The sequence below is a fragment of the Sphingomonas sp. NBWT7 genome (assembly GCF_014217605.1).
Taxonomy (GTDB): Bacteria; Pseudomonadota; Alphaproteobacteria; order Sphingomonadales; family Sphingomonadaceae; genus Sphingomonas.
Genome location: NZ_CP043639.1, coordinates 57,942 through 83,617, shown reverse-complemented (window position 1 = coordinate 83,617; position 25,676 = coordinate 57,942). Strand labels below are relative to the sequence as shown.

General features: G+C 65.9%; 21 protein-coding genes and 2 tRNA genes. 6 read left to right on the top strand and 17 right to left on the bottom strand.

The window, feature by feature from the left end; genetic code table 11:
• Positions 1–3: 3 nt before the first annotated feature.
• From F1C10_RS00415 to hemB, 4 genes are read right to left on the bottom strand one after another with little or no spacing between them, the layout of a single operon-like run.
• The gene (locus F1C10_RS00415) at positions 4–2,190 is read right to left on the bottom strand and encodes a fused MFS/spermidine synthase (RefSeq protein WP_185207829.1); all 2,187 of its coding nucleotides are present in this window, start codon (positions 2,188–2,190) and stop codon (positions 4–6) included.
• The gene (locus F1C10_RS00410; protein ID WP_258042984.1) at positions 2,187–2,732 is read right to left on the bottom strand and encodes a GNAT family N-acetyltransferase; all 546 of its coding nucleotides are present in this window, start codon (positions 2,730–2,732) and stop codon (positions 2,187–2,189) included. Before F1C10_RS00410 ends, F1C10_RS00415 begins: the two co-directional genes overlap by 4 nt.
• Complete coding sequence (locus tag F1C10_RS00405) at positions 2,729–3,244, bottom strand: GNAT family N-acetyltransferase (protein ID WP_258042983.1); 516 nt, start codon at positions 3,242–3,244, stop codon at positions 2,729–2,731. Before F1C10_RS00405 ends, F1C10_RS00410 begins: the two co-directional genes overlap by 4 nt.
• Positions 3,245–3,291: 47 nt before the next feature.
• Positions 3,292–4,284 carry a porphobilinogen synthase gene (gene hemB, locus F1C10_RS00400; RefSeq protein WP_185207825.1) on the bottom strand — a complete coding sequence of 331 codons (993 nt, stop codon included), beginning with the start codon at positions 4,282–4,284 and terminating at the stop codon, positions 3,292–3,294.
• Between the two features lie 76 nt (positions 4,285–4,360).
• Between hemB and F1C10_RS00395 the strand changes: the two genes are divergently transcribed.
• The gene (locus F1C10_RS00395) at positions 4,361–5,254 is read left to right on the top strand and encodes a diacylglycerol kinase family protein (protein ID WP_185207823.1); all 894 of its coding nucleotides are present in this window, start codon (positions 4,361–4,363) and stop codon (positions 5,252–5,254) included.
• On the opposite strand, the gene F1C10_RS00390 is transcribed toward F1C10_RS00395, so the two are convergent.
• From F1C10_RS00390 to F1C10_RS00365, 6 genes are all read right to left on the bottom strand, one after another.
• Complete coding sequence (locus F1C10_RS00390) at positions 5,251–6,708, bottom strand: MATE family efflux transporter (protein WP_185207816.1); 1,458 nt, start codon at positions 6,706–6,708, stop codon at positions 5,251–5,253. The two genes, F1C10_RS00395 and F1C10_RS00390, sit on opposite strands and share 4 nt — an antisense overlap.
• A 373-nt stretch (positions 6,709–7,081) precedes the next feature.
• Positions 7,082–9,925, bottom strand: a complete 2,844-nt coding sequence (locus F1C10_RS00385) for a valine--tRNA ligase (RefSeq protein WP_185207814.1) — start codon at positions 9,923–9,925, stop codon at positions 7,082–7,084.
• Between the two features lie 145 nt (positions 9,926–10,070).
• Entirely contained in the window at positions 10,071–12,134 is a 2,064-nt protein-coding gene (locus tag F1C10_RS00380) for a S9 family peptidase (RefSeq protein WP_185207806.1), read from the bottom strand.
• A gap of 68 nt (positions 12,135–12,202) precedes the next feature.
• Positions 12,203–12,718 (bottom strand): DUF2497 domain-containing protein, encoded by a 516-nt coding sequence (locus F1C10_RS00375; protein ID WP_185207804.1) that lies wholly within the window; start codon positions 12,716–12,718, stop codon positions 12,203–12,205.
• Positions 12,719–12,757: 39 nt separating this feature from the next.
• Positions 12,758–14,263, bottom strand: a complete 1,506-nt coding sequence (locus tag F1C10_RS00370) for a TolC family outer membrane protein (protein WP_185207802.1) — start codon at positions 14,261–14,263, stop codon at positions 12,758–12,760.
• 37 nt (positions 14,264–14,300) lie between these two features.
• Positions 14,301–14,969 carry a protein-L-isoaspartate O-methyltransferase gene (locus F1C10_RS00365; protein WP_185207800.1) on the bottom strand — a complete coding sequence of 223 codons (669 nt, stop codon included), beginning with the start codon at positions 14,967–14,969 and terminating at the stop codon, positions 14,301–14,303.
• Between the two features lie 142 nt (positions 14,970–15,111).
• Here F1C10_RS00365 and F1C10_RS00360 point away from each other — a divergent pair.
• Positions 15,112–15,185 (top strand) — tRNA-Cys (locus F1C10_RS00360).
• 127 nt (positions 15,186–15,312) lie between these two features.
• On the opposite strand, the gene F1C10_RS00355 is transcribed toward F1C10_RS00360, so the two are convergent.
• The 5 genes from F1C10_RS00355 to dnaK all read right to left on the bottom strand — a co-directional run bounded on the left by F1C10_RS00355 (position 15,313) and on the right by dnaK (position 19,825).
• On the bottom strand, positions 15,313–15,903 hold the full coding sequence (locus F1C10_RS00355; RefSeq protein WP_185207798.1) for an NADPH-dependent FMN reductase: 591 nt from the start codon (positions 15,901–15,903) through the stop codon (positions 15,313–15,315).
• A gap of 163 nt (positions 15,904–16,066) precedes the next feature.
• Positions 16,067–16,143 (bottom strand) — tRNA-Arg (locus F1C10_RS00350).
• Between the two features lie 56 nt (positions 16,144–16,199).
• Positions 16,200–16,571 (bottom strand): hypothetical protein, encoded by a 372-nt coding sequence (locus F1C10_RS00345; protein WP_185207796.1) that lies wholly within the window; start codon positions 16,569–16,571, stop codon positions 16,200–16,202.
• Positions 16,572–16,606: 35 nt separating this feature from the next.
• Entirely contained in the window at positions 16,607–17,728 is a 1,122-nt protein-coding gene (gene dnaJ, locus F1C10_RS00340) for a molecular chaperone DnaJ (protein ID WP_185207794.1), read from the bottom strand.
• A 189-nt stretch (positions 17,729–17,917) separates the two neighbouring features.
• Positions 17,918–19,825, bottom strand: coding sequence for a molecular chaperone DnaK (dnaK, locus tag F1C10_RS00335; protein ID WP_185207792.1), 1,908 nt, complete (start codon positions 19,823–19,825; stop codon positions 17,918–17,920).
• Positions 19,826–20,048: 223 nt separating this feature from the next.
• Here dnaK and F1C10_RS00330 point away from each other — a divergent pair, with 223 nt between their 5' ends.
• Together F1C10_RS00330 and F1C10_RS00325 are read left to right on the top strand one after the other, a co-directional pair.
• On the top strand, positions 20,049–20,498 hold the full coding sequence (locus F1C10_RS00330; RefSeq protein ID WP_185207782.1) for a copper chaperone PCu(A)C: 450 nt from the start codon (positions 20,049–20,051) through the stop codon (positions 20,496–20,498).
• Between the two features lie 9 nt (positions 20,499–20,507).
• Positions 20,508–20,798, top strand: a complete 291-nt coding sequence (locus tag F1C10_RS00325) for a hypothetical protein (RefSeq protein WP_185207781.1) — start codon at positions 20,508–20,510, stop codon at positions 20,796–20,798.
• Here the strand turns inward: F1C10_RS00325 and F1C10_RS00320 are convergent.
• On the bottom strand, positions 20,785–21,261 hold the full coding sequence (locus F1C10_RS00320) for a vgr related protein (protein ID WP_185207779.1): 477 nt from the start codon (positions 21,259–21,261) through the stop codon (positions 20,785–20,787). The two genes, F1C10_RS00325 and F1C10_RS00320, sit on opposite strands and share 14 nt — an antisense overlap.
• Before the next feature lie 813 nt (positions 21,262–22,074).
• Here F1C10_RS00320 and F1C10_RS00315 point away from each other — a divergent pair.
• Positions 22,075–23,703 (top strand): hypothetical protein, encoded by a 1,629-nt coding sequence (locus F1C10_RS00315; protein WP_185207777.1) that lies wholly within the window; start codon positions 22,075–22,077, stop codon positions 23,701–23,703.
• 44 nt (positions 23,704–23,747) lie between these two features.
• Positions 23,748–24,977 carry a hypothetical protein gene (locus F1C10_RS00310; protein WP_185207775.1) on the top strand — a complete coding sequence of 410 codons (1,230 nt, stop codon included), beginning with the start codon at positions 23,748–23,750 and terminating at the stop codon, positions 24,975–24,977.
• On the opposite strand, the gene F1C10_RS00305 is transcribed toward F1C10_RS00310, so the two are convergent.
• Positions 24,934–25,548 (bottom strand): recombinase family protein, encoded by a 615-nt coding sequence (locus F1C10_RS00305; protein ID WP_185207773.1) that lies wholly within the window; start codon positions 25,546–25,548, stop codon positions 24,934–24,936. The two genes, F1C10_RS00310 and F1C10_RS00305, sit on opposite strands and share 44 nt — an antisense overlap.
• Between the last annotated feature and the right edge of the window lie 128 nt (positions 25,549–25,676).

The following is a 25,676-nucleotide window of genomic DNA, read 5'->3' as shown; positions in this document are numbered from 1 at the left end:
TCGTCACGGATGCAGCAGCGGCAGGATCGACGCGTAATCGTCGCTCCAGCCGCTGAAGTCCGGATAGTGCGGAAAGTCGACCCACCCGGTGCCGATACCGCGTAGCTGACGGATCGCGACGGGATCGCGCGACAGGGCGATCCAGTGCGATATCGATCCGCCCTCCTCGCGCATCGCGGGTCGGTCGACGAGCTGGATCGCGTGCCATCCGCCCGCCCCCGCTGCAGCGGCGATCACCGGTGAAAGGTCGAGATAGCGGTTGGAGATGTGCACCAGCAGCAGCCCCTTGGGCTGAAGCGCGCGGCCGTAATCGGCGAACGCCTCGCGCGTCAGTAGGTGGATCGGTACCGCATCCGACGAGAAGGCATCGAGCGCGAGGAGGTCGAACGCGCCGCGCGGCGTCCGCGCGATCGACAGCCGCGCGTCGCCGAGCGTGATCGTGGCATCGGGCGCGCAGGTGCGGACGAACGAGAAGCGCGTCCGCGCCAGATCGACCATCGTCGGGTCGATCTCGAAGAACGTCCAGCGCTGCCCCGGCCAGGCATAGCAGGCGAGCGTCCCCGTCCCCAGCCCGACGACGCCGATGCGGCTTTCCGGTCCGTAGAATGCGGGCGCGAGCGTCATCGCGCGGCCGACGCCCGATGAGGGCACGTAATAGGTCGTCGGCGTCTGCTCGCGCGCCGGGCTGCCGAGCAGCTGGACGCCGTGCAAGGTGGTGCCGTGCGCCAGCGTGCGTTTACGTGGCTGTTCGTCGACGCTGTAGACCCCGAAATAGCTGCGTGTGCGAATGGTACCGTCAAGCGAGATCTTGATCGCGGCCATCCCGCCGAACAGCAGCAGCGCCGTGCCAAGCACCATCAGGTACGCGCGACGCGCCCCCACGGTCAGTAGCCCGACGATCGCGATAGCGGCGAAGACAGTACCGGGATGATCCTCGCCGAACAGCGCGTCCGGACCCCATTGCCGTAACGCAAGTAGCGCAGCCAGCGCGACGGCCACGCCGATCAGCCCCGGCATTCCAGCGCCGCGGTTCCACAATGCGCGGACCGGATGCGCGAGGAACACCTGCGGCACCAATGCGCCGGCGGCGAGGATCAGGATTGGATATTCCCAGGTCCAGTCGAACAGCGCCGGCGCGACGAGCCCGGCGAACAGCCCACCAATCGCACCCCCGACCGACATTGCGAGATAGAAGCCCGTCAACCGCTCGGGCGCGGGGCGCAACCGGTAGAGCGCGGTGTGGAGCGCAACCGACGCCATGAACAGAAGCACGATCGCCAGTGCGAGCCCGAAGAACGGCTGGACCGAGAAGCCGCCGATCATCACCCCGCCGAACAGCAGGATCGTCACCGGCGCGATGCGCACGATCAGATCGGCGACGCTTCTATCGTCGGCGAAGGCGATCGTGAAGCTGAGCAGATAGATGCCAAGCGGGATCACCCACAAAAGCGGCATCGCGACGATATCGGTGGTGATATAGGTCGACGTCGCGAGCATCAGCCCCGAGGGCACGGCGGCGAGCGCGATCCAGTGCGCGATGCGGCGCGGTCCGGCAGGGTTGGCATCGACCTGCGTAGCCGGCTCCGCGGCGGCGGCGCGGGTGCGCGGCAGGCCGGTCGCGATCACCGCAACGAGCGCGACGAGCAGGACATAGCCCGCGCTCCACAGCCAGCGCTGCCCCGCGACGGGCAGCAGCGGCTCGACCGCGAGCGGATAGGCGATCAGCCCGGCGAAGCTGCCCAGGTTCGACGCGGCGTAGAGCCGATAGGGATCCTCGTCGGGGCGGGCGGCGGCGAACCAGCGCTGCATCAGCGGCGCCTGCGCCGAGACGATCACGAACAGTGGCCCGATCGAAGCGGCAAGCAGCCATGGCACCCACCATTCGGGCGCAATTCCGTCGGGCATCGGCCAGGCGAGCACGCCGATCGGCAGCCACAGCATCGCCAGCAGGAGCAGCGCGAGGTGAACGCCCGCCTGCCGCCGAACGGCGAGCCGCCCCAGGCCGTGCGCATAGCCGTAGCCTGCGAGGAGCAGCGCCTGGTACACCAGCATCGCCGAATTCCACACCGCCGGCGCACCGCCGATCCGCGGCAGCGCGATGCGCGCGACCATCGGCTGGACGAGGAACAGCAGGAACGATCCGGTCAGGATCGTCGCGACGAACAGCCCGCGGCTCGACCGCGCGATCATCGCAGGCGATCGATCGTATAGTGGACGTGCCGGCGCAGCGGATCGCCTTCGGCGAGCGCGGGATGATCGAAATCCCCGTCGGTGACGCGGCGCATGCAAAGTCGGATCATCAGCCCCCAGCTCCGCTCGTTCGCGGCGACGGTGATTGCGTGAACCCGTGCCGTGCAGCGATCCCATGCGCGTTGCAGGCACGCGGCGGCCGCCTCGCGCGCGAACCCCTGCCCCCAAGCATCGCGCGCCAGCCGCCAGCCAATCTCCGGCGCGTCGGCGATCGGCGTGCCCGCCGGTCCGGGTTCGATGCCGCAGAAGCCGATGAACGCGCCATCAATGCGGCGCTCGATCGCCCAGAAGCAATCCCCCGAAGCGCCCGCCAGTGCGTTCATGCGTGCCACGGTGGCAACGCAGGCGGCCAAATCCATCGGCGGCCCCAGATAGCGCATCACCGCCGCGTCCTGACCCATCGCGTGGAACGGCGCGACATCGGTGTCGCGCCAGCGGCGGAGCACAAGGCGCGGCGTCTCCATCGCAATCGCCTCGGTCACGGGCGATCGATCCGATAGGTGACGGTGCGCCGGCGCGGATCGTCGAGCGCGAACAGCGGATGATCGAACGTCATCGCCAGATCGTGCCGCATGCCCAGCCGCTCCATCAACCCGCGACTCTTGACGTTGCGCTCCGCCGTGATCGCGACGATCGCCGCGGCGTCGCGCACGGCCCAGCCCCAGTCGAGCGTCGCGTCGGCGGCCTCGCGGGCATAGCCCTGCCCCCAATAATCCGTCGCGAGCATCCAGCCGATCTCGATCATGCCGGCGATCGGCGTGTCGGACGCACCGGGCTTGAGCCCGCAGAAGCCGATCGCCGCGCCGCCATCGCGCAGTTCGATCACGCGGAAGCCAAGCGGCGCGTAGGCGGCATGGCGGGCCAGCGCGGCGTCGCTCTCGGCCGCCGACTTTACCGGGCCTAGGTCCGCCATCACCCGCGGGTCGGCCCACATCGCGTGCACCGCGGCGCGATCACGCGATTGCGGCACGCGAAGAATTAGCCGCTCCGTCACGATCGGGGCATCGTCGAACGGCGATATCGTGCGGAGCCGCGCCCCGCTCACGCTCCGAGCAGACGCGCGGCATGAACCGCGTGATACGTCAGCACGCCCGAGCAACCTGCACGCTTGAACGCCGTCAGCGTCTCGAGCACGATCGCGTCGCGATCCGCGGCGCCGGCGGCGACGGCCGCTTCGATCATCGCATATTCGCCCGACACCTGATAGGCAAAGACGGGCACCTCGAAACGCTGCTTCACCCGCGCGACGATATCAAGATACGGCAGCCCCGGCTTCACCATCACGCTGTCGGCCCCCTCGGCGAGGTCGAGCGCGACCTCGCGCAGCGCTTCCTCGGCGTTGCCGTGATCCATCTGGTACGTCGCCTTGTCGCCTTTCAACAGCCCGCGACTGCCGACCGCGTCGCGGAACGGGCCGTAGAAGGCGCTGGCGTATTTTGCGGCATAGGCCATGATCTGGACGTTGGCGTGGCCCTCCGCCTCCAGCGCCGCGCGGATCGTGCCGACGCGTCCGTCCATCATGTCCGACGGCGCGATGATGTCCGCCCCTGCCGCCGCCTGGTTGAGCGACTGGCCGACGAGGATCTCGACCGTCGCGTCGTTGACGACATAGCCCGCCGTGTCGACCAACCCGTCGTGTCCGTGCGCGGTATAGGGATCGAGCGCGACGTCGGTGAGGATGCCGATATCGGGTACCGCATCCTTCACCGCGCGGATCGCGCGGCACATCAGATTGTCGGGATTGAGCGCCTCGCGCCCGTCCTCGCTACGCAGATGGGCCGGCGTGTTGGGGAAGAAGGCGAGGCACGGAATGCCCAGCGCCCGCGCTTCGCGCGCACGAGCGACGATGCCGTCGACCGACCAGCGCGACACGCCGGGCAGGCTGGCGATCGGCTCTTCCACGCCCTCGCCCTCTGCGATGAACAGCGGCCAGATGAAATCCGCCGGGGTCAGCGTCGTTTCGCGGTGGAGGCGGCGGCTCCACGCGGCGGACCGGGTGCGGCGCAGGCGTAGCGCGGGGAACGGGGCGTGCATGCGTCCGCCTTGCGCCGCAGCGTTCGCCATCGCAAGCGTTACGGGGGCGAAACTGCCGCTCGCGCGTTTGGCGGGCATGAATGAGATCAAGTCCGCCGCGCTGATCGTCAACGCCAAGTCTCGCAAAGGGCAAAAGCTTTTCAAGCGTGCTTGCGCCCGCATGCGCGACCTGCCCTTTCCGGTCGACGCACACGCGGTGAAGAACCCCGAGCATCTCGAACGCACGGTGCGCCGTGCGCTGGAGAAGAAGCCCGATCTCGTTATCCTCGGCGGCGGCGACGGGACGATCAGCGGGCTGGTCGATCTGCTCGTCGGGCACGACGTGATCCTCGGCGTCCTCCCGCTCGGCACCGCCAACAGCTTCGCGCGCACGCTAGGCCTGCCGCTCGGCATCGACGGGGCGATCGACGTCTTCCGCACCGGCGTGCCGCGACGCATCGATCTGGGCATGATCGACGACGACTACTTTGCCAATTGCGCGGCGATGGGCCTTTCGCCGCAAATCGCCGAGACGGTGCCGCACAATCTGAAGAAGGTTCTGGGACGCGTCGGCTATCTCGGCTGGGCGGGTCTACAGTTCGCCAAGTTCCGCCCCTTCATGCTAACCGTCGACGATGGGACGGGCGAGCAGCGCATGCGCGTGGTCGAGGTGCGCATCTCGAACGGGCCGTATCACGGCGGCACCTGGCTGGTGGACGAGGCGCACGTCGATTCGGGCAAGATCGTCGTCCAGGCGGTCACTGCACGCTACAAGCGCACCTTGTTCAAGAACTGGTTCGCGAGCTTCTTCGGGATGGAGTCGCGGCACCAGGATACGGTGACGTTCACCGGCTGCGACTTGAAGGTCGACACGCGGCCGAGCTTGCCGATATCGATCGACGGCGAGGTGCTGGCGCATACCCCGATCCGCGCGAAGATCGCCGCCGGGGTGATCCGCGTGATGGTCCCCGCGCCCGCCGAAGCCGCCTAGCTCACCGGCTTCAACTGGCCGGCCGGCTCGATATCGGCGTGGCTGCGTTCCTCGCAATGGTCCTCCGGCACCAGCAGCCCGCCTTCGCGCCAGCCGCCGTAGCGATAATATAGCGCGGCGAGCGCGACGTTCGCCGCCGATCCGATCGGGAAGCTCCACCACAGCGCATCAGGCCCGAGCAGCGGCTGAAGCGCGAACGCAACGCCGAGCCGCACCGGGAACATCGCGATCGTCAGGATCGCGAGCGGGCCCCACACCGCGCCGTTCGCGCGCACGACGCCGAACAGCACCATCGTGCCGCCGAACATGATGAACCCCCAGGTGGCGAGCAGATTGATATGCTGCGCGATCGGCAGCGCCGGGCTGCCGCCGGGGATGAACAGCCCGATGATCGTCGTATCGAAGAACAGCACCAGCGCGACCGTCACGCCGGTCAGCCCGATGTTGTAGAAAAGGCCGGATCGCGTGATCCGCGCGACGCGATCCCACCGCCCCGCGCCGATATTCTGCGCCGCCATCGCCGATACCGCCGCGCCGATCGCCATCGCCGGCATCTGCACATAACCCCACAATTGCTGGACGATGCCGTAGGCGGCGACGGTATCGATGCCGTTGCGGTTGACGAGGCCCACCATCGCCAGCGCGCTGGTCGACAGCACCAGCATCTGCGCACCGATCGGCAGCCCCTTGCCGACGATCGTGCGCACCAGCGTGCGTTCAGGCAGGATGTAGCGGATCTCCGCCCCCTTCAGCCGCAGGGGCAGATCGCGCCACGCAATCCAGCCGACCAGCGCGCCGAGCGCGACGATGTTGGCGATCAGCGTCGCGGTGGCAGAGCCCGCGATGCCCATCCGCGGAAACGGCCCCATGCCGGCGATCAGCAGCGGGTTCATCCCCGCATCGATCACCACGGCGAGCCCCATAAACCACAAGGGCGTCACCGAATCACCCGTGCCGCGCAGCCCCATGAACATCAGCACCAGCAGCATCGAGGCCGGCAACGCGAGAAAGATGACGCGGAGGTAATCGAGTGCTGGGGTAAAGGCATCGGCCGGGGTGGCGAGCGCGGTGAGGATCTGCGGCGCGAATACCCAGCCAAGCGCCCCGACGATCACCGATCCCGCAAGCACGAGGCCGATCGCCGAACCGAACGCACGCCGCGCCGCCTCGATGTCGCGCCGTCCCCAGCTCTGCCCGACGATGATCGTCGCCGCCATGCCGAAGCCGAACACCGCGCCGAACATCAGAAACATGATGATGTTGGCGTTCGAGGTGGCCGCCAGCGCCCCTTCGCCCAGAAAGCGCCCGACCCAGATCGCATTGATCGATCCGTTCGCCGATTGCAGCACGTTCGAGGCGAGTGTCGGCAGCGCGAACATCAGCAGCGCCGATCCGATCGGCCCGGTGGTGAGATCGCGCTGGCCGGGGCGCAACTGGGGGACCGGTTCTTCCATCACGCTCCCCTAATCCCCGGCGCCGGCATTGTTCCGGTCACGATCCACCTTGCGGCACGTGCGCGGGCACGACAAGCCGCAACTGGATCGCGGCGGCAGGCAGGAACGCCGGCGTAGCCCCGAGAGCTCGTGCCACAGCTTCAGGCGCGCGGTTGCGTCGAGCCGCTGTGGTGTCGAGGGCGACACCAAGGCCGCGCGGCCTACGCGGATCGGCTACCGACCGGCCGGGCGCCCGCAGCGTTGTACGGCCGATACCGATCTAGTCGACGCTGGACCGGGGCAACGCCCGGCAATGCGCCACCGCGCGCGCGAGGCACGACAGCGCTGCTCGCCCACCGGCGTCGTGCATTCGGCAGGAACGACGTCCGCGAGCTTACCCCAGGCGGGAAAGCGCCGCCGCCAACCGCTCAGCCTCCGCTGCCTTCTCGGCGTGATCGGCACGCGCCTTCTCGACCGCCTCGGGCTTCGCGCGCTCGACGAAGCTCGCATTGCCGAGCCGGCCGGCGAGCCCGTCGCGCTCCTTCTCCGCCGCGGCGATCGCCTTGGCGAGGCGCGCGCGTTCGGCGGCGAGATCGATCACGTCGCCCAGCGCGAGGCGGAACGTGGCTTCCTCCACCACCACCTGCGCCGTCCCGCCTGCGACTTCGCCCGGATTAACCCGCGCAAGGCGCGCGATCGTTGCGGCGTTGCGATCGAGGCGCGCCTGCGTCTCGGCGTTCGCATCCGTCACCGCATAGGGAAGTCGCGCGCCCGGCGGCACGTTCAGCTCGGTGCGGCTGGAGCGGACTTCACTGACGAGACGGATCAGCCAGTCGATCTCCTGCGCCGCCGCCGGATCGATCGCGCGCGCATCGGCCATCGGCCAGTGCGCGACGATCAGGTCATGATCGCGGTCGCTGAGCGCGTGCCACAGCTCCTCGGTGATGAACGGCATGAAGGGGTGGAGCACGATCAGGATCTGGTCGAGCACCCAGCCGGCGACCGCCTTCGTCTCCTCGTCGATCGAACCTCCTTCGGCTTTGCTCAGGACAGGCTTGATGAGTTCGAGATACCAGTCGCAGAACTGGCTCCACACGAACTGGTAGATGGCGTTCGCCGCGGCATCGAAGCGATATTCGCCGAGCGCGAGGTCGACCGACTGGATCGCCTTGATCGCCTCGCCGACGATCCATTTGTTGACCGCGGAGGTTGCCGCCGGCGGCTCCAGCGTGGTCGATCCGCCGATGCCGTTCGCCTGGCAGAAGCGACTTGCATTCCACAGCTTGGTCGCGAAGTTGCGATAGCCCTCGACCCGCTTCTCATCCATCTTGATGTCGCGGCCCTGGCTTTCCATCGCCGCCATGAAGAAGCGCAGTGCGTCTGCGCCGTACTTGTCGATCAGGCCGAGCGGATCGACCGTATTGCCCTTGGACTTGGACATCTTAGCGCCGTCCGCCGCGCGGACCAGGCCATGCAGGTAGAGCGTCTTGAAGGGCACATCCTTCATGAAGTGCATGCCCTGCATCATCATGCGCGCATCCCAGAAGAACAGGATGTCGAAGCCCGAGATCAGCACGTCGTTGGGATAGCGCCCGCCGAGCGTGGGATCGCTATTCTCCGGCCAGCCCATCGTGGCGAAGGGCCAGAGCGCGGAGGAGAACCAGGTGTCGAGCACGTCGGGATCGCGCCACAACGAGATCGGACCGATTGATGGTATTCCTTCGGCCAGAACGTGCTCCGGAACTTCCGAACCGGGCGCAAATCCCGCCGCCTGCTGCGAATCCGCTGCTTCGACGATCCGCTCCGGCTGGACGCCGTAGTACTTAGCAGCCTCTGCTCTAACCTCCTCGAAGCTCATACCAACAAAGCTAGGGCGGCTGAGACCCTGCGCTTCGGTATGCACAACCTCTAGGCCAAGGTCGCTCTTGGAGGGCCCAAACCACGCCGGGATATGATGGCCCCACCACAGCTGACGCGAGACGCACCACGGTTGGATGTTCTCCATCCAGTTGAAGTAGGTCTTCTCCCACGTCTTGGGGACGAGGCGGATCGCGCCGGACTTCACCGCCTCGATCGCGGGCTGCGCCAGCGTCTTGGCGTCGACATACCATTGGTCCGTCAGCCACGGCTCGATGACGACGCCGGAGCGATCGCCGAACGGCGTCTGGATCGTGCGCGGCTCGGCATCGTGCTCCGCGCCGTCCTTGTCGACATAAGGCACGAGAACGCCCTCGGCCTTCAATCGCGCAACCACTGCCTTGCGCGCCTCCGCGGTTGACAGCCCGAGCAGCTCGGCGGGGATCAGCCCGTCGGCGACCTGAACGATGTTCGCCTTGGCATCGAGCATGTTGAGCATCTCGCCGGCCTTCATGCCTGCGCGCTTGCCCACCTCGAAGTCATTGAAGTCGTGCCCTGGGGTGATCTTCACCGCACCGCTGCCCAACTCGGGATCAGCGTGTTCGTCGGCGACGATCGGGATCAGGCGGCCAGTGATCGGCAGGCGCACGTTCTTACCGATCAGCGCAGTGTAGCGCTCGTCCGTCGGGTGGACCGCCACCGCCATGTCGGCGAGCATCGTCTCGGGGCGCGTCGTCGCAACCTCGATGAAACCCGAGCCATCTTCCAACGGGTAGCCCAGCCGCCAAAATTGGCCCTTCACCTCGCGCGTCTCGACCTCGAGATCGCTGATCGCAGTGCCGAGGCCCGGATCCCAGTTCACCAGCCGCTTGTCACGATAGAGCAGGCCCTGGCGGTGAAGCTCGACGAAGACCTTGAGCACGGCCTTCGAGAAGCCCTCGTCCATCGTGAACCGCTCGTTGGCCCAGTCCATCGAGCAGCCCAGGCGGCGCAGCTGGCCGGTGATCTGGCCGCCGCTCTCCGCCTTCCATTCCCACACCTTGGCGACGAATTCGTCACGGGTGAAGTCGGTGCGCTTCTGCTGGCGGAGCGCCATCTGCCGCTCGACCACCATTTGGGTGGCGATGCCGGCGTGATCGGTGCCGACGACCCAAAGCGCGTCCTTGCCCTTCAGCCGCGCGTGACGCGTCAGGATGTCCTGCAGCGTGTTGTCGAGCGCGTGGCCGATGTGGAGCGAGCCGGTGACGTTGGGCGGCGGATTGACGATCGTCCACGGCTCAGCGCCGGGACGCTCGGGACGGAACAGGCCGTTTTCCTCCCAATGGCTGTACCAGCGGGATTCGATCGCGGCGGGGTCGAAGGTCTTGGGCAGCTCGCTCATGCCGCGAGGCCATAGCGGGGCGGTGGGGGGAACCCAAGTCCCCGCCCCACCATCACGCCGCCCCGAACGTCACGAACCGCGCTGCCATGCGATCGCAGTAGAAAAGCAGCGCGATCTCAGTCCGGAGACCCGGAAGACGGGCGGCTCAGTTGGCCGACGCCTTCCCGGTCCACGTGTCCATCCAGCCGATCACCTCACGATACCATTGCCGCGAGTTCTTCGGCTTGAGCACCCAGTGGTTCTCGTTCGGAAACACCAGCAGCCGCGACGGGATCTCGCGCCGCTGGAGCGCGGTGAACGCCGCCAGCCCCTGCGTGTAGGGGATGCGGAAGTCCTTCTCGCTGGTGATGACGAGCTGCGGCGTCTTCCATTTCGCGACATGGTTCACCGGATTCCACTTCTCGAACGCCTGCGGATCCTCGTAATAGGTCTTGCCGCCGTGCTCCCACTCGTCGAACCACAATTCCTCGGTCTCGTACGCCATGGCGCGGGCGTCGAACACGCCGTCGTGCTGGACGATGCACTTGAAGCGATCGGGCCACTGCCCCTCGATCCAGTTCATCATATAGCCACCGTAGGAGGCGCCGAGCGCGCAGGCCTTGTCGCCATCGAGCCAGCTGAACTTGCTGGTCGCGGCGGCGAGCCCCTTCTTGAGATCCTCCAGCGGCCAGCCGCCCCAATTGTTGCGGATCGCGTCGGTGAAGGCCTGGCCGTAGCCGGTCGAGCCGTGGAAATCGACCGCGACGAGGCCGTAGCCGGCACCCGCGAACACCGCCGGATTCCAGCGATAAGACCAGCTGTTGTTGCTTGATCCCTGCGGCCCGCCGTGGACCATGTAAGCGATCGGCACCTTGCCGGTGCTATTCGCGGGCTTCACCGCATAGCCCCAGACGGTGTCGTTGTTCGCCCCGGTGAAACTGAACCGCTCGACCATCGGCATCGCGATGCCGGCGAGCCTCGCGGCGTTGACGCTGGTGAGCCGCTGCGGCGCGGCGGTGCCCACGACGCGGTAGAAATCGGCCGGGGCAGTGAGCGAATCGATCGCCACCACTGGCCCAGCCGGCGTCACTGCCACTGCCGACACATGCCCCTGCTGCGTCAGCCGCGTGACCTCGCCGGTGGCCGCATCGACGCGGAACAGCGGTGTTTCCTGGGTATCGTCGGCCGTGACGTAGAGGCTACGCGAATCAGGTGCCCAGGCGATCGAGCCAACCGAGCGATCCCAGCGCTCGGTCAGCGAGGTGACCTGCCCCGTGGCGAGATCGCGCACCGTCAGCACCTGGCGGTCAGCCTCGTACCCCGGTCGACGCATCGCGAAATAGGCGAGCTTGCGACCATCGGGCGACACGGTCGGCAGATTGTCGGTCGCGTCGTTCGCATCGGTCAGATTGACCGGCGCAGCGCTGCCGTCCGCCGGCACTGCGAAGATATCGAGGTTGGTCGAGGTCGGCTCGATCCGCCCCGCCTCGCGCAGCGCGAAGTAGAGCGTGCGGCCATCGGGGCTCCACGCGACTTCCTCCGCCCCGCCGAACGGCTTGGACGGCGTATCGCCGACAAGTGCGCCGACGACTGCCTTGCCGTTGCCCCGCGCGCCCGCCGCGGTCAGCGGCAGGACGAAGAGCTGCTGGCGCGTGCCGTCCGCCCACGTATCCCAGTGGCGCACGAACAGCTTGTCATAGGTGCGACCCACGCCGGCATCGGCACGCTTCTTGACCATCGGCTGCTCGAGGCTCGGCGCGCCCGGCAGGCGATCCGCCCACACGACGATCCGGTCACCCGTCGGCGCGACCTTGAAGCCGTTGAACCCGCCGACGAAGCTCGTCAGCTTGCGCGGCGTACCGCCCGTGACGGGGATCGACCAGATCGCATCGTCCATCGTGAAGTATACCGTCGCGTCGACGATCTGCGGATCGTTCTCGTCCTTCTGCGGGTCCGCCAGCAGCTTCTGCGGGGCCGCGCCGGCGCGCGACAGATCGAGGCGCCACAGATCGTAGCGGCCGCGATCGGCGTCGATGTCGGTCTCGCGCTGTGCCCACACCATCCAGCGCCCGTCCTTCGAGACGGTCGGCGCACCGATGCGGCTCAGCATCGTCACGTCCTCGATCGTGAGCGGGCGACCGGCCGGGCGTGGTTGAGTCACGCCTGTCGTCTGGGCAGCAAGCGGGGCGGCGGCGAGCGCGATCAGGCTCGCGCAAAGGAGCATTCTCATGGCGCGCGACTAGAGCAGATCGTATCGGACGCGACAATCGCCGATCGACGCGGCCCTTGCGCCGGAGCTTACTGGCCGCGCGTGATTTTGGTGATCTCGCGCGCGACCAGCGTCTCGACCAGCGCCGGCAGGTTCGCGTCGAGCCACTCGCGCAGCATCGGGCGAAGCATCTCGCGCACCAGCCCCTCGAGCGTGCCGTCGCTCGGCGCCTCGGGCTTCACCAGCAGGCGCGATAGCGAATCGAGCGTGCTGCGCGTCGCCTGCGCGGTCTGCTCGGACACGATCGTCGGTTCGGGGCTCGCGGCGACGGCAGGTGATGGCGTCGGCGCCTCGCGCAACGCGGGCTCGCGCGTCGGCGAAGCGGCGGCACGGGGTTCAGTGCGCGCGGGCGGTGGGCTCGGCGGCATCGGATCGCTCAGCTCGAGCACCTCCTCCGCCTCGTCGTCGACAGCATGAAGCGCGGTCCCGCGCGGCGGCGCCTGGCGGCGCGGGCGCGCGGGCCGATCGTCGCCGTCCTCGGCGATGATGCGTTTGATCGAGGACAGGATGTCCTCCATCGACGGCTCGGCGCTGACATCCCCCATGCGCGCAATCCACCCCAGGTCCCGCGAAGCCGCCGACGATCAGCGGTTCGGTGCGTTCTCACCTGTCGTCAACGCCGGGCTCCTGTCAACATCGCTCTTGAGCGCCGGATCGAGCGGGCGGGTGACCGTTGCGTTCTGCGCCGGGATGTTGCGCGTACCGGGCGCTTCCGCCTGCGGCTGCGGACCGTCGCGGAAGTCGGAGATGCTGCGACGGACGTTGCGGTAGTTCACCGTCGGGTCGTACAGCGGCCCGCCGTCGAGCCCGAGGTCGCGCGCCTCCGCCTCACCCATCGCAGCGAGCAGGGCGAAGCCAGCGACATAGGCGTCGCGCCGCGCGGTAACGAGCGTCACCTGACTGTTGAGCAGCTCCTGCTCGGCGTTGAGGATGTCGAGGATGGTGCGGTTGCCGACGCTGTTCTCGGCGCGCACGCCTTCGAGGCTGAGCTTGTTCGCGTTGACGGCGGTCTCACTCGAGGCGATCACCTCGAGCGACGAACGCCAGATCGCATACGCCGAACGGGCCGAGGCGATCACCTGCCGCTCGGTCGCGGTCGCATTCTCGATCGCTTGCCCGCGCAGCGCACGCGCTTGACGGATCTGCGCCGAGACGCGCCCGCCCTGAAAGATCGGCAGCTGCAGCTGCAGCCCGACGGTTGTCGCCGCACCCGACTGGATCGTGGTGAACCCCTGCCCCGCCCCCAGCGAGCCGAGGAAATTGTTGTATTGCTCGCCGACCGTCACGCCCACCTGCGGCAGCCGCCCGGCCTGCGCCACGCGCACGTCATAGGCGGTGGCGTCGCGCGTCTTCTGCGCGGCGAGCAGCGCGGGATTGTTCTGCATCGCCACGTCGACCGCCGCGTCGGGGGAGTTCGGCAGATTCGGGAGCGGCGGCGGCGGCTCGAGCACGCCCGGCGCCTGGCCGACGAGCCGCACGTAATTTTCGCGGCTCGACACGAGATTCGCCTGCGCGGTTTGCAATTGCGCGCGCGCCAGGCTCAGCCGCGCTTCGGACTGGGCGACGTCGGTTCGCGTCAGATCGCCGACCTGGAACCGATCGCGGCTGGCGCGCAAATTGGTGCCGAGCACGCGCACGTTCTGCGTGTTGAGGCCGACGATCGCCTCGTCGCGGAGCACGTTGTTATAGGCCGCGACGACATCGGTGAAGGTGGTCGCCTCCGTGCTGCGCAGCCCCGCCTGCCCCGCCTCGACTCGCGTCTCCGCAGCGCGCACCGAATTTTTCACTGCCCCGCCCTGGTAGACGGGAACGGTCACGCCCGCGAACGCGGTCAGCTGGCGCGCCGGGTTGGTCAGCGAATTGCCGGTCTGCAGGAAATTCTCGTTATAGCCCGCGTTCGTGCCGAGCGTCGGGATGCCGGCGGCGCGTGCGATCGGCACCGTCTCATCGGTCGCGCGCTGCTGCGCGCGGCTGCCGGTCAGCGTCGGATTGTCTTTATAGGCACGCGCGAGCGCCTCGCGCAGCGTGTCGGCGGCGGCGGGCGTCGCGGCAAGCGAGAGCAGGGCAGCAAGAGGAACGGCGCGCTTCATTTCGGTCCTTACGCGGGCAATCGACGGGGGATCGACGTCAGAAGGTGAACTTGGGCGGGGCGGCGAAGCCGGGCAGGATCGCACAATCGATATCGGCGAAGTCGATCATCGCGAAGCCTCCCTCGCTGCGCCGACCGGCAGCGAGGCGGGTCACGCCGCGCTCGATCAACCCGCCGACGATCCGGCCGCCCGGCACCACCTGCGTCACCAGCGTCGATGGGATCGCCTCGACCGCGCCGTCGATGACAAGCACGTCGTACGGCCCGTCGGCGGCGTGGCCGCGCTCGAGCGGCCCCTCGATGACGGTGACGCGATGTTCCCCGGCCAGCGTCCGCTGCGCGACCCCGGCGAGCGCGGGATCGACCTCGACCGCCACAACGTGCGCGACGAGCCGCGCCAGCACCGCGGCGGTATAGCCGCTCGCCGCACCGATCAGCAGCACGCGATCGCCGGGCTGCAGCCGCGCCTCGGTCAGCAGCCGGCCTGTCGCGATCGGAAGGTTGGCCGTCCGCCCCTGCCCCAACGGCAGCAGCGCGTCGCGATAAGCGACGCTCGCCTGCGCTTCGGGCACGAAGCGCTCGCGCGGCACGTCCGCCATTGCAGCGACCACACGCGGGTCGGACACGGCATTGGGGCGCAACTGGCTGGCCACCATCGCGATGCGCATCGCAGCGAAATCTTCGGGGCGTTCGATCGTCGTCGTCATCGGTTCACCTGTCGCACAGCTGTTTTATCATGGCAATACACGTCATCGGAGGGCGTGCTTTATCGCGGCGGCAGCGTTGCGCCAATGGCGCGCTTGACAGCGAAGCGCGCGCGCCGCATCAGCCCGCCCTCGCTCGCATCGAGGCCCGATGGCGGAGTGGTGACGCAGAGGACTGCAAATCCTTGCACCCGGGTTCGATTCCCGGTCGGGCCTCCATCTTCTTACCAGGCGCGATTGGCGACGCTTCGCGGTCGAAGCCGCCCGTTGATAACCGGCGGATGATCGGCGGGGACAATCGATCTCATTCCGCGCAGCGACGCTTCCGCCGCAGTCGCGCGCCGTGTCAATATGGCGGATCGCGCCGGGCGCGCTGCGCGCGTGCGGCCTCGGTCCACCACGCGAGATCGTCGGCGAAGCGCGGAAAGGCACGGGCCAGCGACGCACCGCCCTCGCCGGCCGGCTTGCCGTCCGCGTCAAAGGCATGGCCGATCCCGCCCACCGCGAGCGCGCTCGATATCACCACCATACCCATTTCGGATAGCGTGCCGTGCCACTGCAACCCGACGCGCGCGCCGGCGAACCTCCCCGCCGAGTAGCTGGCGATCGCCGCGGGGCGCCAGAACCACTCTTCCAAAAAGTGATCGGTGAGATTCTTGAGCCCGGGCTGGACGCCCCAATTATACTCGCCGGCAACGAAGACGAACGCGTCGGCCGCCTTGATCTTTCCCGCCAGCGCTTCGAGTTTCGCCGGCGCCTCGCCGCTGGGATATTCCTTGTACATGCGGTCGAGCAGCGGCAGGTCGATCGCCTTCGCGTCGATCAGCTCGGCGCTCGCCCCGCGCGCGGCGAACGCCTCGACCAACCAACGGGCGAGCTTAATCCCCTGCCGATCGGATCGATACGAACCGTAAAAGATCAGGATCTGGTCGCTCATCGGATCTCGCGCTTCAATTGACGGGGTACGACGCTGGCACGGAGCGCCAAGCGAACACCTTACCGACCAATGCCGCCCAGCCAATCCGCCTTGGCGCAACTTGTGTAACAGCGCCGCTGCGACGTATCGCAATCCCGCAGCTGACGGGATGATATGAAAGCCTTGGCGCACCCGACAGGATTCGAACCTGTGGCCTCTGCCTTCGGAGGGCAGCGCTCTATCCAGCTGAGCTACGGGTGCGTGGCGTTTCGCCTAGCAGGCGCAATGCGTGCGCGCCAGCCGGTTTTCGGACAGCGTTACTTGGCGAGCATCACCGGCTGGAATGGCGCAAGGCCGCAGCTTGGCCCCGCCATCACCGGCGTCGTCTGCAGCACGGTGATGATATCCTGCGCGCAGAGCTGGCTGAGCGACGTCGAATAGCTGAAACGCCGTTCGAAGCCGAGCTGCGGGCATCCGCGATCGAGCGTGACGCGATAGTAGCGATTGCCGTTCATGCGGAAATCGATGATCCGGTCGCTGCGCACCAGGCTCTCGCGAATGCTGCGGATCGGGATGCAGTTCTGCGGCTTGCCGACCGGCGTCGCCGCGGGGATCGCGTTACGATCCCGCGCGGCGCCGGGTGCGGCGATGATCGCGACGGCGATCGCGAGAGGGAACAGCGTGCGCATCGGTCCAACTCCTTCGCGCCCTGCCCTGATCGACGCTATTCGCCGGCGAACGCATTCTTCAAACGCGCGAAAAAGCCTTGCGATGCAGGGCATTCGTCGCCGGTCTCGGTCTCGCGGAATTCCTCGAGCAGCGCGCGCTGCCGCGTCGACAGCTTGGTCGGCGTCTCGACCTCGATCTGGATCACCAGATCGCCATGGCCGCGGCCCTGCAGCACAGGCATGCCCGCGCCGCGCTGACGCAGTTGCTTGCCCGACTGGATGCCGACGGGGATGCGCACCTCGTGGTTGCGCCCGTCGAGCCCGGGGATCGTCAGCGATCCGCCGAGCGCCGCGGTGGTGAAGCTGATAGGCGCGCGCGCAAACAGCGTCGTCCCCTCACGCTCGAACAGCGCGTGCCGCTTGACGTGGAGGAAGATGTAGAGGTCGCCCGGCGGCGCGCCGCGCGCACCCGCCTCGCCCTCGCCCGTCATCCGCACGCGCGTCCCCTCGTCGACGCCCGGCGGGATTTCGACCGTCAGCGTCTTGGTCCGCTCGACGCGCCCGTCGCCGCGGCAGTCAGGGCACGGATCATCGATCACCTGGCCCGATCCGTTGCACACCGGGCAGGCACGCTCGACGACGAAGAAGCCCTGCTGCGCACGCACCTTGCCGTGCCCGCCGCAGGTATTGCAGGCGTGCGGACGGCTGCCGGCGCGCGCGCCCGATCCGTGGCACGTGTCGCATGCGGCAGTAACGTCGACGGTGATCTCCGCCGACTTGCCGTGATACGCCTCCTCGAGCGTGATCTCCATGTCGTAGCGCAGGTCGGCGCCGCGGCGGACCTGGCTGCGGCCGCCGGCGCGGCCGCCCATGAACTCGCCGAACACGCTCTCGAAGATGTCAGAGAAGCCCGAGAAGTCTTGGCCCTGGCCGCCACCACCGCCGCCGCCGTTGCGGAACGCGGCATGGCCGAAGCGGTCGTAGGCAGCGCGCTTCTGCGGATCCTTGAGGCAGTCGTACGCCTCGCTCACCGCCTTGAACTTCGCCTCGGAATCCTTGCACCCGGCGTTCTTGTCCGGATGGTATTTCATCGCGAGCTTGCGGTACGACGACTTGATCGTGCCCGCATCCGCGGTCCGCTCGACTTCGAGCAGTTCGTAGAAATCGACTTCGGTCACTGATCCGCCCCCGCAGATACGAGCAGCCGCCCGCCCCACGCCTGCCCAGCGGTCGTTCCGGTCATCACCGGCGAACCCGGTAAAGACAGGTCCGGTGCTGCGACAAGCGCGGGACGGACGGACTTATGCATCGCTTACGCCTTCACTTCGGTCGGCCGCCCCCTCCCTCCAAGGGAAGGGGCGAACGCCTCACGCCTTCTGATTGTCGTCGACTTCGGAGAACTCGGCGTCGACCACATCGTCCTGCTTCGGCGCGTCGCCGGCGTCGGCATCCGGGGACGCCTCTGCCTGCTGCTGCTTCTCGTAGATCGCCTGGCCAAGCTTCATCGCGACCTGCGCAAGCGCCTGGCTCTTCTCGTTCATCGCATCGGGATCGCCACCCTCGACCGCCGCCTTGGCAGCGTCGATCGCGGTCTGGATCTCACCCTTCAACGCCTCGTCGACCTTGTCGCCATTGTCGGCAAGCTGGCGCTCGGTGGTATGGATCAGGCTCTCGGCGTTGTTCTTCGCCTCGGCGCCTGCCTTGCGCTTCTTGTCCTCCTCGGCGAACTGCTCGGCCTCGCGCACCATCTTGTCGATGTCCGCGTCCGACAGACCGCCCGACGCCTGGATGCGAATCTGCTGCTCCTTGCCGGTGCCCTTGTCCTTCGCCGAAACGTTGACGATGCCGTTGGCGTCGATGTCGAACGTCACCTCGATCTGCGGCACGCCACGCGGCGCCGGCGGGATGCCGACGAGATCGAACTGACCGAGCATCTTGTTGTCAGCCGCCATCTCACGCTCGCCCTGGAAGACGCGGATCGTCACCGCACCCTGATTGTCGTCAGCGGTGGAGTAGGTCTGCGACTTCTTGGTCGGAATCGTGGTGTTGCGATCGATCATGCGGGTGAACACGCCACCGAGAGTCTCGATGCCGAGCGACAGCGGCGTCACGTCGAGCAGCAGCACGTCCTTGACGTCGCCCTGCAGCACGCCCGCCTGGATCGCCGCGCCCATCGCGACCACCTCGTCGGGGTTCACGCCGGTGTGCGGATCCTTGCCGAAGAAGTTCTTCACCGCCTCGCGCACCTTGGGCATGCGCGTCATGCCGCCCACCAGCACCACTTCGCTGATGTCGCTGGCCTTGACGCCGGCATCGGCGAGCGCCTTCTTCATCGGCTCGATCGTGCGCTGGATCAGGCTGTCGACCAGCTTTTCGAGATCGGTGCGGGTGATCGTGCGGACGAGGTGCTTCGGCCCGTTCTGGTCGGCGGTGATGAACGGCAGGTTCACCTCGGTCGAGGCCGCCGACGACAGCTCGATCTTCGCCTTCTCGGCCGCTTCCTTCAGGCGCTGCAGTGCAAGCTTGTCCTTGGCGAGGTCGATGCCCTCGTCCTTCTTGAAGCCCTCGGCGAGATATTCGACGACCTTGTTGTCGAAGTCCTCACCGCCCAGGAACGTGTCGCCGTTGGTCGACTTCACCTCGAACACGCCGTCGCCGATCTCGAGGATCGAGACGTCGAAGGTGCCGCCGCCAAGGTCGTAGACCGCGATCGTCTTGCCGTCCTGCTTCTCCAGACCATAGGCCAGCGCCGCCGCGGTCGGCTCATTGATGATGCGCAGCACTTCGAGGCCCGCGATCAGGCCGGCGTCCTTGGTCGCCTGGCGCTGCGCGTCGTTGAAGTATGCCGGCACGGTGATGACGGCCTGCGTCACCGTCTCGCCAAGATAGCTCTCGGCGGTTTCCTTCATCTTCTGCAGCGTGAAGGCGCTGATCTGCGACGGCGAATAATCCTTGCCGCCGGCCTGCACCCACGCGTCGCCGTTGCCGCCCTTCACGATGTGATAGGGGACCAGCTCGGTGTCCTTCTTGGTGATCGGATCGTCGAACCGGCGGCCGATCAGGCGCTTCACCGCGAAGATCGTGTTGTCGCCGTTCGTCACCGCCTGGCGCTTCGCCGGCTGGCCGACCAGCCGCTCGCCGTCCTTGGCGAAGGCGACGATCGACGGCGTGGTGCGCGCGCCTTCCGCATTCTCGATCACCTTGGGCTTGCCGCCTTCCATCACTGCGACGCAGCTGTTGGTGGTGCCCAGATCGATACCGATAACTTTTGCCATGAGTGCTCTTCTAGCCCCTGCTTGAACAAAAAAACTGTGCCGCCGCGTCCCGTTACGGCGACGCAACAGCGTTGACGAAGCGCGATATAGGTGGCGCTTGGCGTGCCGCAAGACACGTGCCGAAGCGCGCGTCGTCCCTTGGGCGGACACCCCGGGCGCATCTTGTCGCACACCCGGCGCGGGCGTAGCGTGGCGGCTGTTCCAGCGCTTTCAGGAGAGTTCCATGTTCCGCGCCACCACCGCGCTTCTCGCCACCGGAATCGCGCTGGCGGGCTGCGCGCAGGAGAAGCAGCTCTACGTCAGCGATGCGTGGGTACGGCTCGCCGCGGTCGAGGGGCGGCCGGCAGCGGGGTATTTCACGATCCACGGCGGGCCGACCGACGCGACGCTGGTCAGCGTCAGCACCGATGTCGCGATCCGTACCGAGATCCACGAATCGATGGCGACTGCGAACGGCGCCATGACGATGAACGCGGTTCCCCAGGTGCCCGTGCCCGCCAAGGCAAAGGTCGCCTTCGCGCCGGGCGGCAAGCACGTCATGGTGTTCGATCTCAATCCGGCGGTGAAGCCCGGCGGCACGATTACCTTCACCTTTACCTTCGCCGATGCGACGCGGATCCAGCAGGACGCACGCGTTGTCGCCGCCGGCGATCCCCCGCCCGCCACCAAGTAACCTGATCAAGTGGGCGCGCGGCCTCTCACCGCGGGCGAGGTGGCGCTCGCCCGCACCGTCTATGGCGACACGATCGACTATGGGCGTGTCGAGCTGTGCGACCATAAATGGGCGTTCTTCCAGCCGCGCCACGTTGTTATGGCGCCGCGCGGGCGGATCCATTTCCATCCGCACGGCGATCTCTACAGCGACGATTTCGCCGCCGCCCCGCTCGGCGAGCAGGGCCTGTTCATCCACGAGATGTGCGTCTATCATAAAGTAGCACACACAGGCGGAAATCTCGGAATTACGCGGTTTTGAACGGCAGAATGCTTTCCAGCGTCGGCAGCGGAGGCGCACCCGGCACCGTGATACCGTGACGAAGCAGGAAGGTGTGCCGCACGATCTCGGCCTGCTGCTCGATCCCATAGCGATCGAGCGTCCAGCCGGGCTTGATTGAATAGCTGTAGCGGCAGAACGGATGCCGGCGCAGAACGAGGTTCACGCCCTGCTGATGCTGCCAAACGTGAACCAGCTCGTGGATCAGATGCCCTTGCCAGTGCCGGCTGTTGCTGGCGAAGCAGTCGCAGTAGGCGTCGCCGTCGGGATGGAAATGGATGTTGCCGCGTGGCGCCATCGTGACTTTTCGAGGCTGGAAGAACGCCCATTTACGGCGAAATATCTGGATGACGGAATAGTCCAATGCCTCACCGAACATCCCCCGCGCTATTACCTCTTCGGCGTCCGTTAGCGGGCGGGACTGAAGGGGAACGAGCGAATCCATCAACTCAGTATAGCGCTCGCGGTGAACGGGTGCCCAACCGATTTCGCAAACGGCCGGATTCGTTAACCGATGATCGATACCACCACTACAAAGTGTGACGTGCGAGAAGTGGCCAAATGGAATTCCGAGTTAATAAGAACCCCGAGAATCGCCTGCATTTTTTCGCGGAGCCGCTCGACCGGACTACCATATGCCACAGCCTCCTGGTTGGAGTGAAGTCACGTATCGCGGCGGGCGCGTCGGGGGAGGAAGCGGCTGCTGCCACGCGGGGAGAAATAGCGCGGAATACGATCGATGCTTTTAGGCAAACACCTGTGTTCCGCTGGCTATCCAAATGTGACCGAAATCATGTCAGAGTTGGCGGTGAATTCTCCGACCGCGAGGGCCTAATTCCGATGCCCCGCATCCTTATCGAATTTTCCGAACCAAAATTGGCGGTAAAATTTAAAATCTCACACTCGGACACGACCACCGCGCCCGATCATGCGTCCACGTCTTAGCTGAGACACCGGGTCTTAGCCTAAGACAACGAAGCTGTTGAAGGCATGGGCGAAAGCTGCCAAAGGATAGGGGCGTTGGTGAAGCGGCGGAAGCCGTTTTTGCTCTGATCCGACCGCCGCCATATCTGGTGGCCAGCGAAAGCTGAAGGATCGCCCCTAGGTAAACGGGCCTAGGCGAACCGCCAGGAACGCGAGGCGGGCTTCTCGACACCGATGAGGTGCCGGGGACGCCCGCGCTATGCCTCTGCACACGCTCGTCTCCGACACCTCCTCCGTATCGAGGTCGGCTCGACGCGCTTCGGAGGTAATCAACGTGACCAATTCAAACGACTCCACCCTCGGCACCTTTCTGGAACTCAACGACCGTTTCGGGGACGCCGTCCGCGCCGGCGAGAAAAGCGAACGCGATAAGCTGCTAGTTCAATCGGCGGGGTGGTTGCACCTTCAGACCTTGGGAGGCTTAGCTAAGACTGGCGAACAGGACGGCGACCCCATCTTCGAGGTTTGCGACGCGATCAAAGGTCTTCTCGCTCAGCGTAACATCAAGAACAAAGTGGATGCCTTTAACCACTGCTCGCAGCTTGTCTTGGGTTATGTCATCGAGACGATCGCCGAAAAGGACGCCAAGAAGAAGGCGCGCAATCTCGTGGACCGCGGCGCAAAGCTATATCGCGCGTTCCAGCATTTTGAAGGCCAGATTCCCGGCTACGAAATCGAGCTGACAGACTGGGTGGAAGCGAATGGCGGTCTGGACGGGGTCATCAAACGCTTCAAAGAAGAGATCGCCGGCGACGACGAGGACGAGGTCGATGAAGTCGATCTTACCGAAGTCGAAAACGCGCTTGAAGCGAATGCCATCACAGCAGCCTCCGATGAGCCTTTCGCTGCGGATCTGACACTTGCGATAAGCCGCATGACTGATACTGGCGAGATCAAGCTTATGGCCTTGCCCGCCGTGCCGACAGCGTTGATTGGGCAGCTTGCACCGTATCTGCCGGCACTTGACGCGAAGCTGCCAGATGAGGTTCGTTTCTGGGCAAATGTGGCGACCCTTTGCCTCATGCATGAGCGGCACGATAGCTCGGAACTGGCCCGACCTAACGAAGAGCGGCACGCCGGAAGCTCCCGACTGCGGAGCCTCCCGATCGTAAGGATCAAAAGCTCCAGAGAGTTTGCGGTCGCTTCGTCCCGTGTCACTGCCGGCATTGTCACGCATGTGTCGGCGAAGGTGGATACAGTTTTGCCCGCCGACGTCGCTTGGGAGCATCACCTGAACGGCACTGCCACGAAAATGCTACTTGCAAATATGGGAGGCGGCGTATCGCGAGCGAGCTTCAACGGCGCATCTTACGATAGGAATACGCAGAAGCTGTCATTCACAACGCGCACAACTCGGATCAAACCTTTTTCGGTAAGAACCTTGCCGATTTCCGCGTTCGGCTCCTCGCGGTTTTCGAGCCAATGGACAATCGACGTTCGCGGCTTCGCGTCAGCGTGCGCGTCACGTGTCGAGATGGAGCCCGGTAGGCTGCCGAACGTGCTGGAGAAGTTTGCAGTCAAGGCCGCCGCCGGCAGGCACCCGACTGTGGTGAATATCACAAAGGGTGAATTGTCGCTGGCACAGGGGAGCGAGGCCCAAGGCATTTCTGTCCCATCAAGCGGTGAACGAACGGCGTCGGCGATTATCGCGAGCATCGATCTTTACCGGGTAATTCGGGCGGTAGGCGATCTCCGGCCGACCGCGCTCACGATCAGCATCGATAAAGGCGGTGCCGTTGAATTTGCGTGCCAGACCCGAGTGGCGGACTACCGCATATTTGTGCCCACGTTACTCGATGGGGGCGCGCGTTCCCCGGCGCAGTTCGAGCGGATCGAACGTCCGCGAAAAGACGCTGCCGCGCAATCCGATGAGGTCGAACAGACCGCGTCCGCTCTCGCTTGAACATCAGCGCCCCGGCTCAGGCCGGGGCTATCCGGGAAATTGAGATGACCAAGCAATATGCGGGTCGGCCGCATCGCGACCGGGCTACGTTCGTCAGCGCGGGCCAACCACGGAGCCATAAGTTCGTTTCGAAGTCTCCGCAATCCATTCGAGGCGGCTCGCTGCCCCGTTGGCTGCCCACGCCAAAGGCGCTCGACTACCTCGACCATAACAATCCGTTCTTCTTTACCGATCGTGCGCTGTTCTCCATCGGCCACGACATTCATGGTTCGGTGCCGCAAGGCATGTTTAGCCCACGGCAAGGCGTAACGATCCTCGGCGATAGCGGCGGATTTCAACTTCTCACCAATCCGGCGCTTTGGCGCGGGGACGCCACTCGCCATTGGGTTCTGACCGCGCTTGAGCATCACACCGACGAAGCCATGACGCTTGATATACCGAGCCGGGGGATTGCGGCCGGAACGCCTTGGCCTACTTTCGATCATGCTCTGCAAATCACGGTTGATAACCTGCGGTATTTCGACCGGCATCGCGTTGGGCGCACCAGATTTCTCAATGTCCTTCAGGGTGAAACCCGCGACGATGCGTTGAGGTGGCTCAATGCAGTAAAATGGTTTGATTCTGGCGGATGGGCGTTCGGGGGCAAGATGCGGGAAAACTTTGCCCATCTTGTCGATGTGCTCGTGAAGTTGGCGAACCAGAACATGCTCGTGCCAGCGCGCAATCGCATTCATGTGCTCGGGATGGCGGACTTGACCGCCGCCGTCGCGCTTTCTGCAATCCAGCGCGGGATGCGAAAACGGCTCAACGACGATGACCTGCTGATCACCTTTGATGTATCATCGGCGAGTAAGATTGCCGCTAACCGGCAGGCTTACGGCCTGCCTTACCTGTCGAAAGCTGAGTTTCGTTCGACCGGCTTTGGTCCACAGACCATCCTAAGACCGGAGCGCGTGAATGCTCCGTTCCCGGCCCGGCACACCGCCATAGGTTCCCGCCTGCGGATGGGTGATCTATGTGTCCGGAAAACCGGGTCTCTAGCTCGAACGGCATGGGACGAGCTGAGCGAAGAACTGATAGTTCATCACAATACCGAGGCGCTATTTTTTGCGATCGATGCCGCAAACAGCGTTGTCGAACTCCATCCGACGGATGCCACGGACCTCGCACCGGCTTGGGTCATCAACGCCTATCAGGCATTATATAATGCTTGCCTCGCCGACGATCCGCTTAGCTATCTGAGGCCGGCAATGGCTGATGTGCTGAAAATATAGCGACGGCGATATGCGCTTTTCCGAGATTGGTTCCTCGGATCAGCCGATAGACGCTGGCGCGACCGATGCCCATCTCGCGGGCTATGGCGGTGGGATTCATCCCCGCCGCCATCAGTGTTTCGATTCGAGCGGTGTCAATGTTGGGCTTGCGGCCCGCATAGACGCCTTTGGCCTTAGCGCGCTCAATACCGTCACGCTGACGGTCACGGCGAATGTCGGCCTCGAATTCGGCGACCGCGCCGAGGATCGAAAGGGTCAGTTTGCCGGTGCTGGTGGTGGTGTCGATCCCGGATTGCTGGAGGACGCGGAAGCCGCAGCGCTTGGCGGTCAGGCGTTCGATTAGACGATGCAGGTCCACAACCGATCGGGCGAGCCGGTCGAGCCGGGTCACGGCCAACACATCGCCCTCGCGCACGAAATCGATCGCGTCGGTCAGCGCGTCACGCCCATCGGTCGTCCGACCGCTGCGCTTTTCGGAAAAGACCTTGTCGCAGCCGGCGGCGGCAAGCTGCTCGTGCTGGGCCTCAAGGCTCTGGCTGCTGGAACTGACGCGCGCGTAGCCGACGATCATGGCATCTCCTGTCTCGAATGGGTTTGACCCGCTCGGCCAAGTGTCTCGGAAGCCCTGCGTCAACCGAAAGGAGACGCCGGTAGCGTCTCGGCTCCGCGTCTCGGGCGGGTAAACCCAAAAACGATACC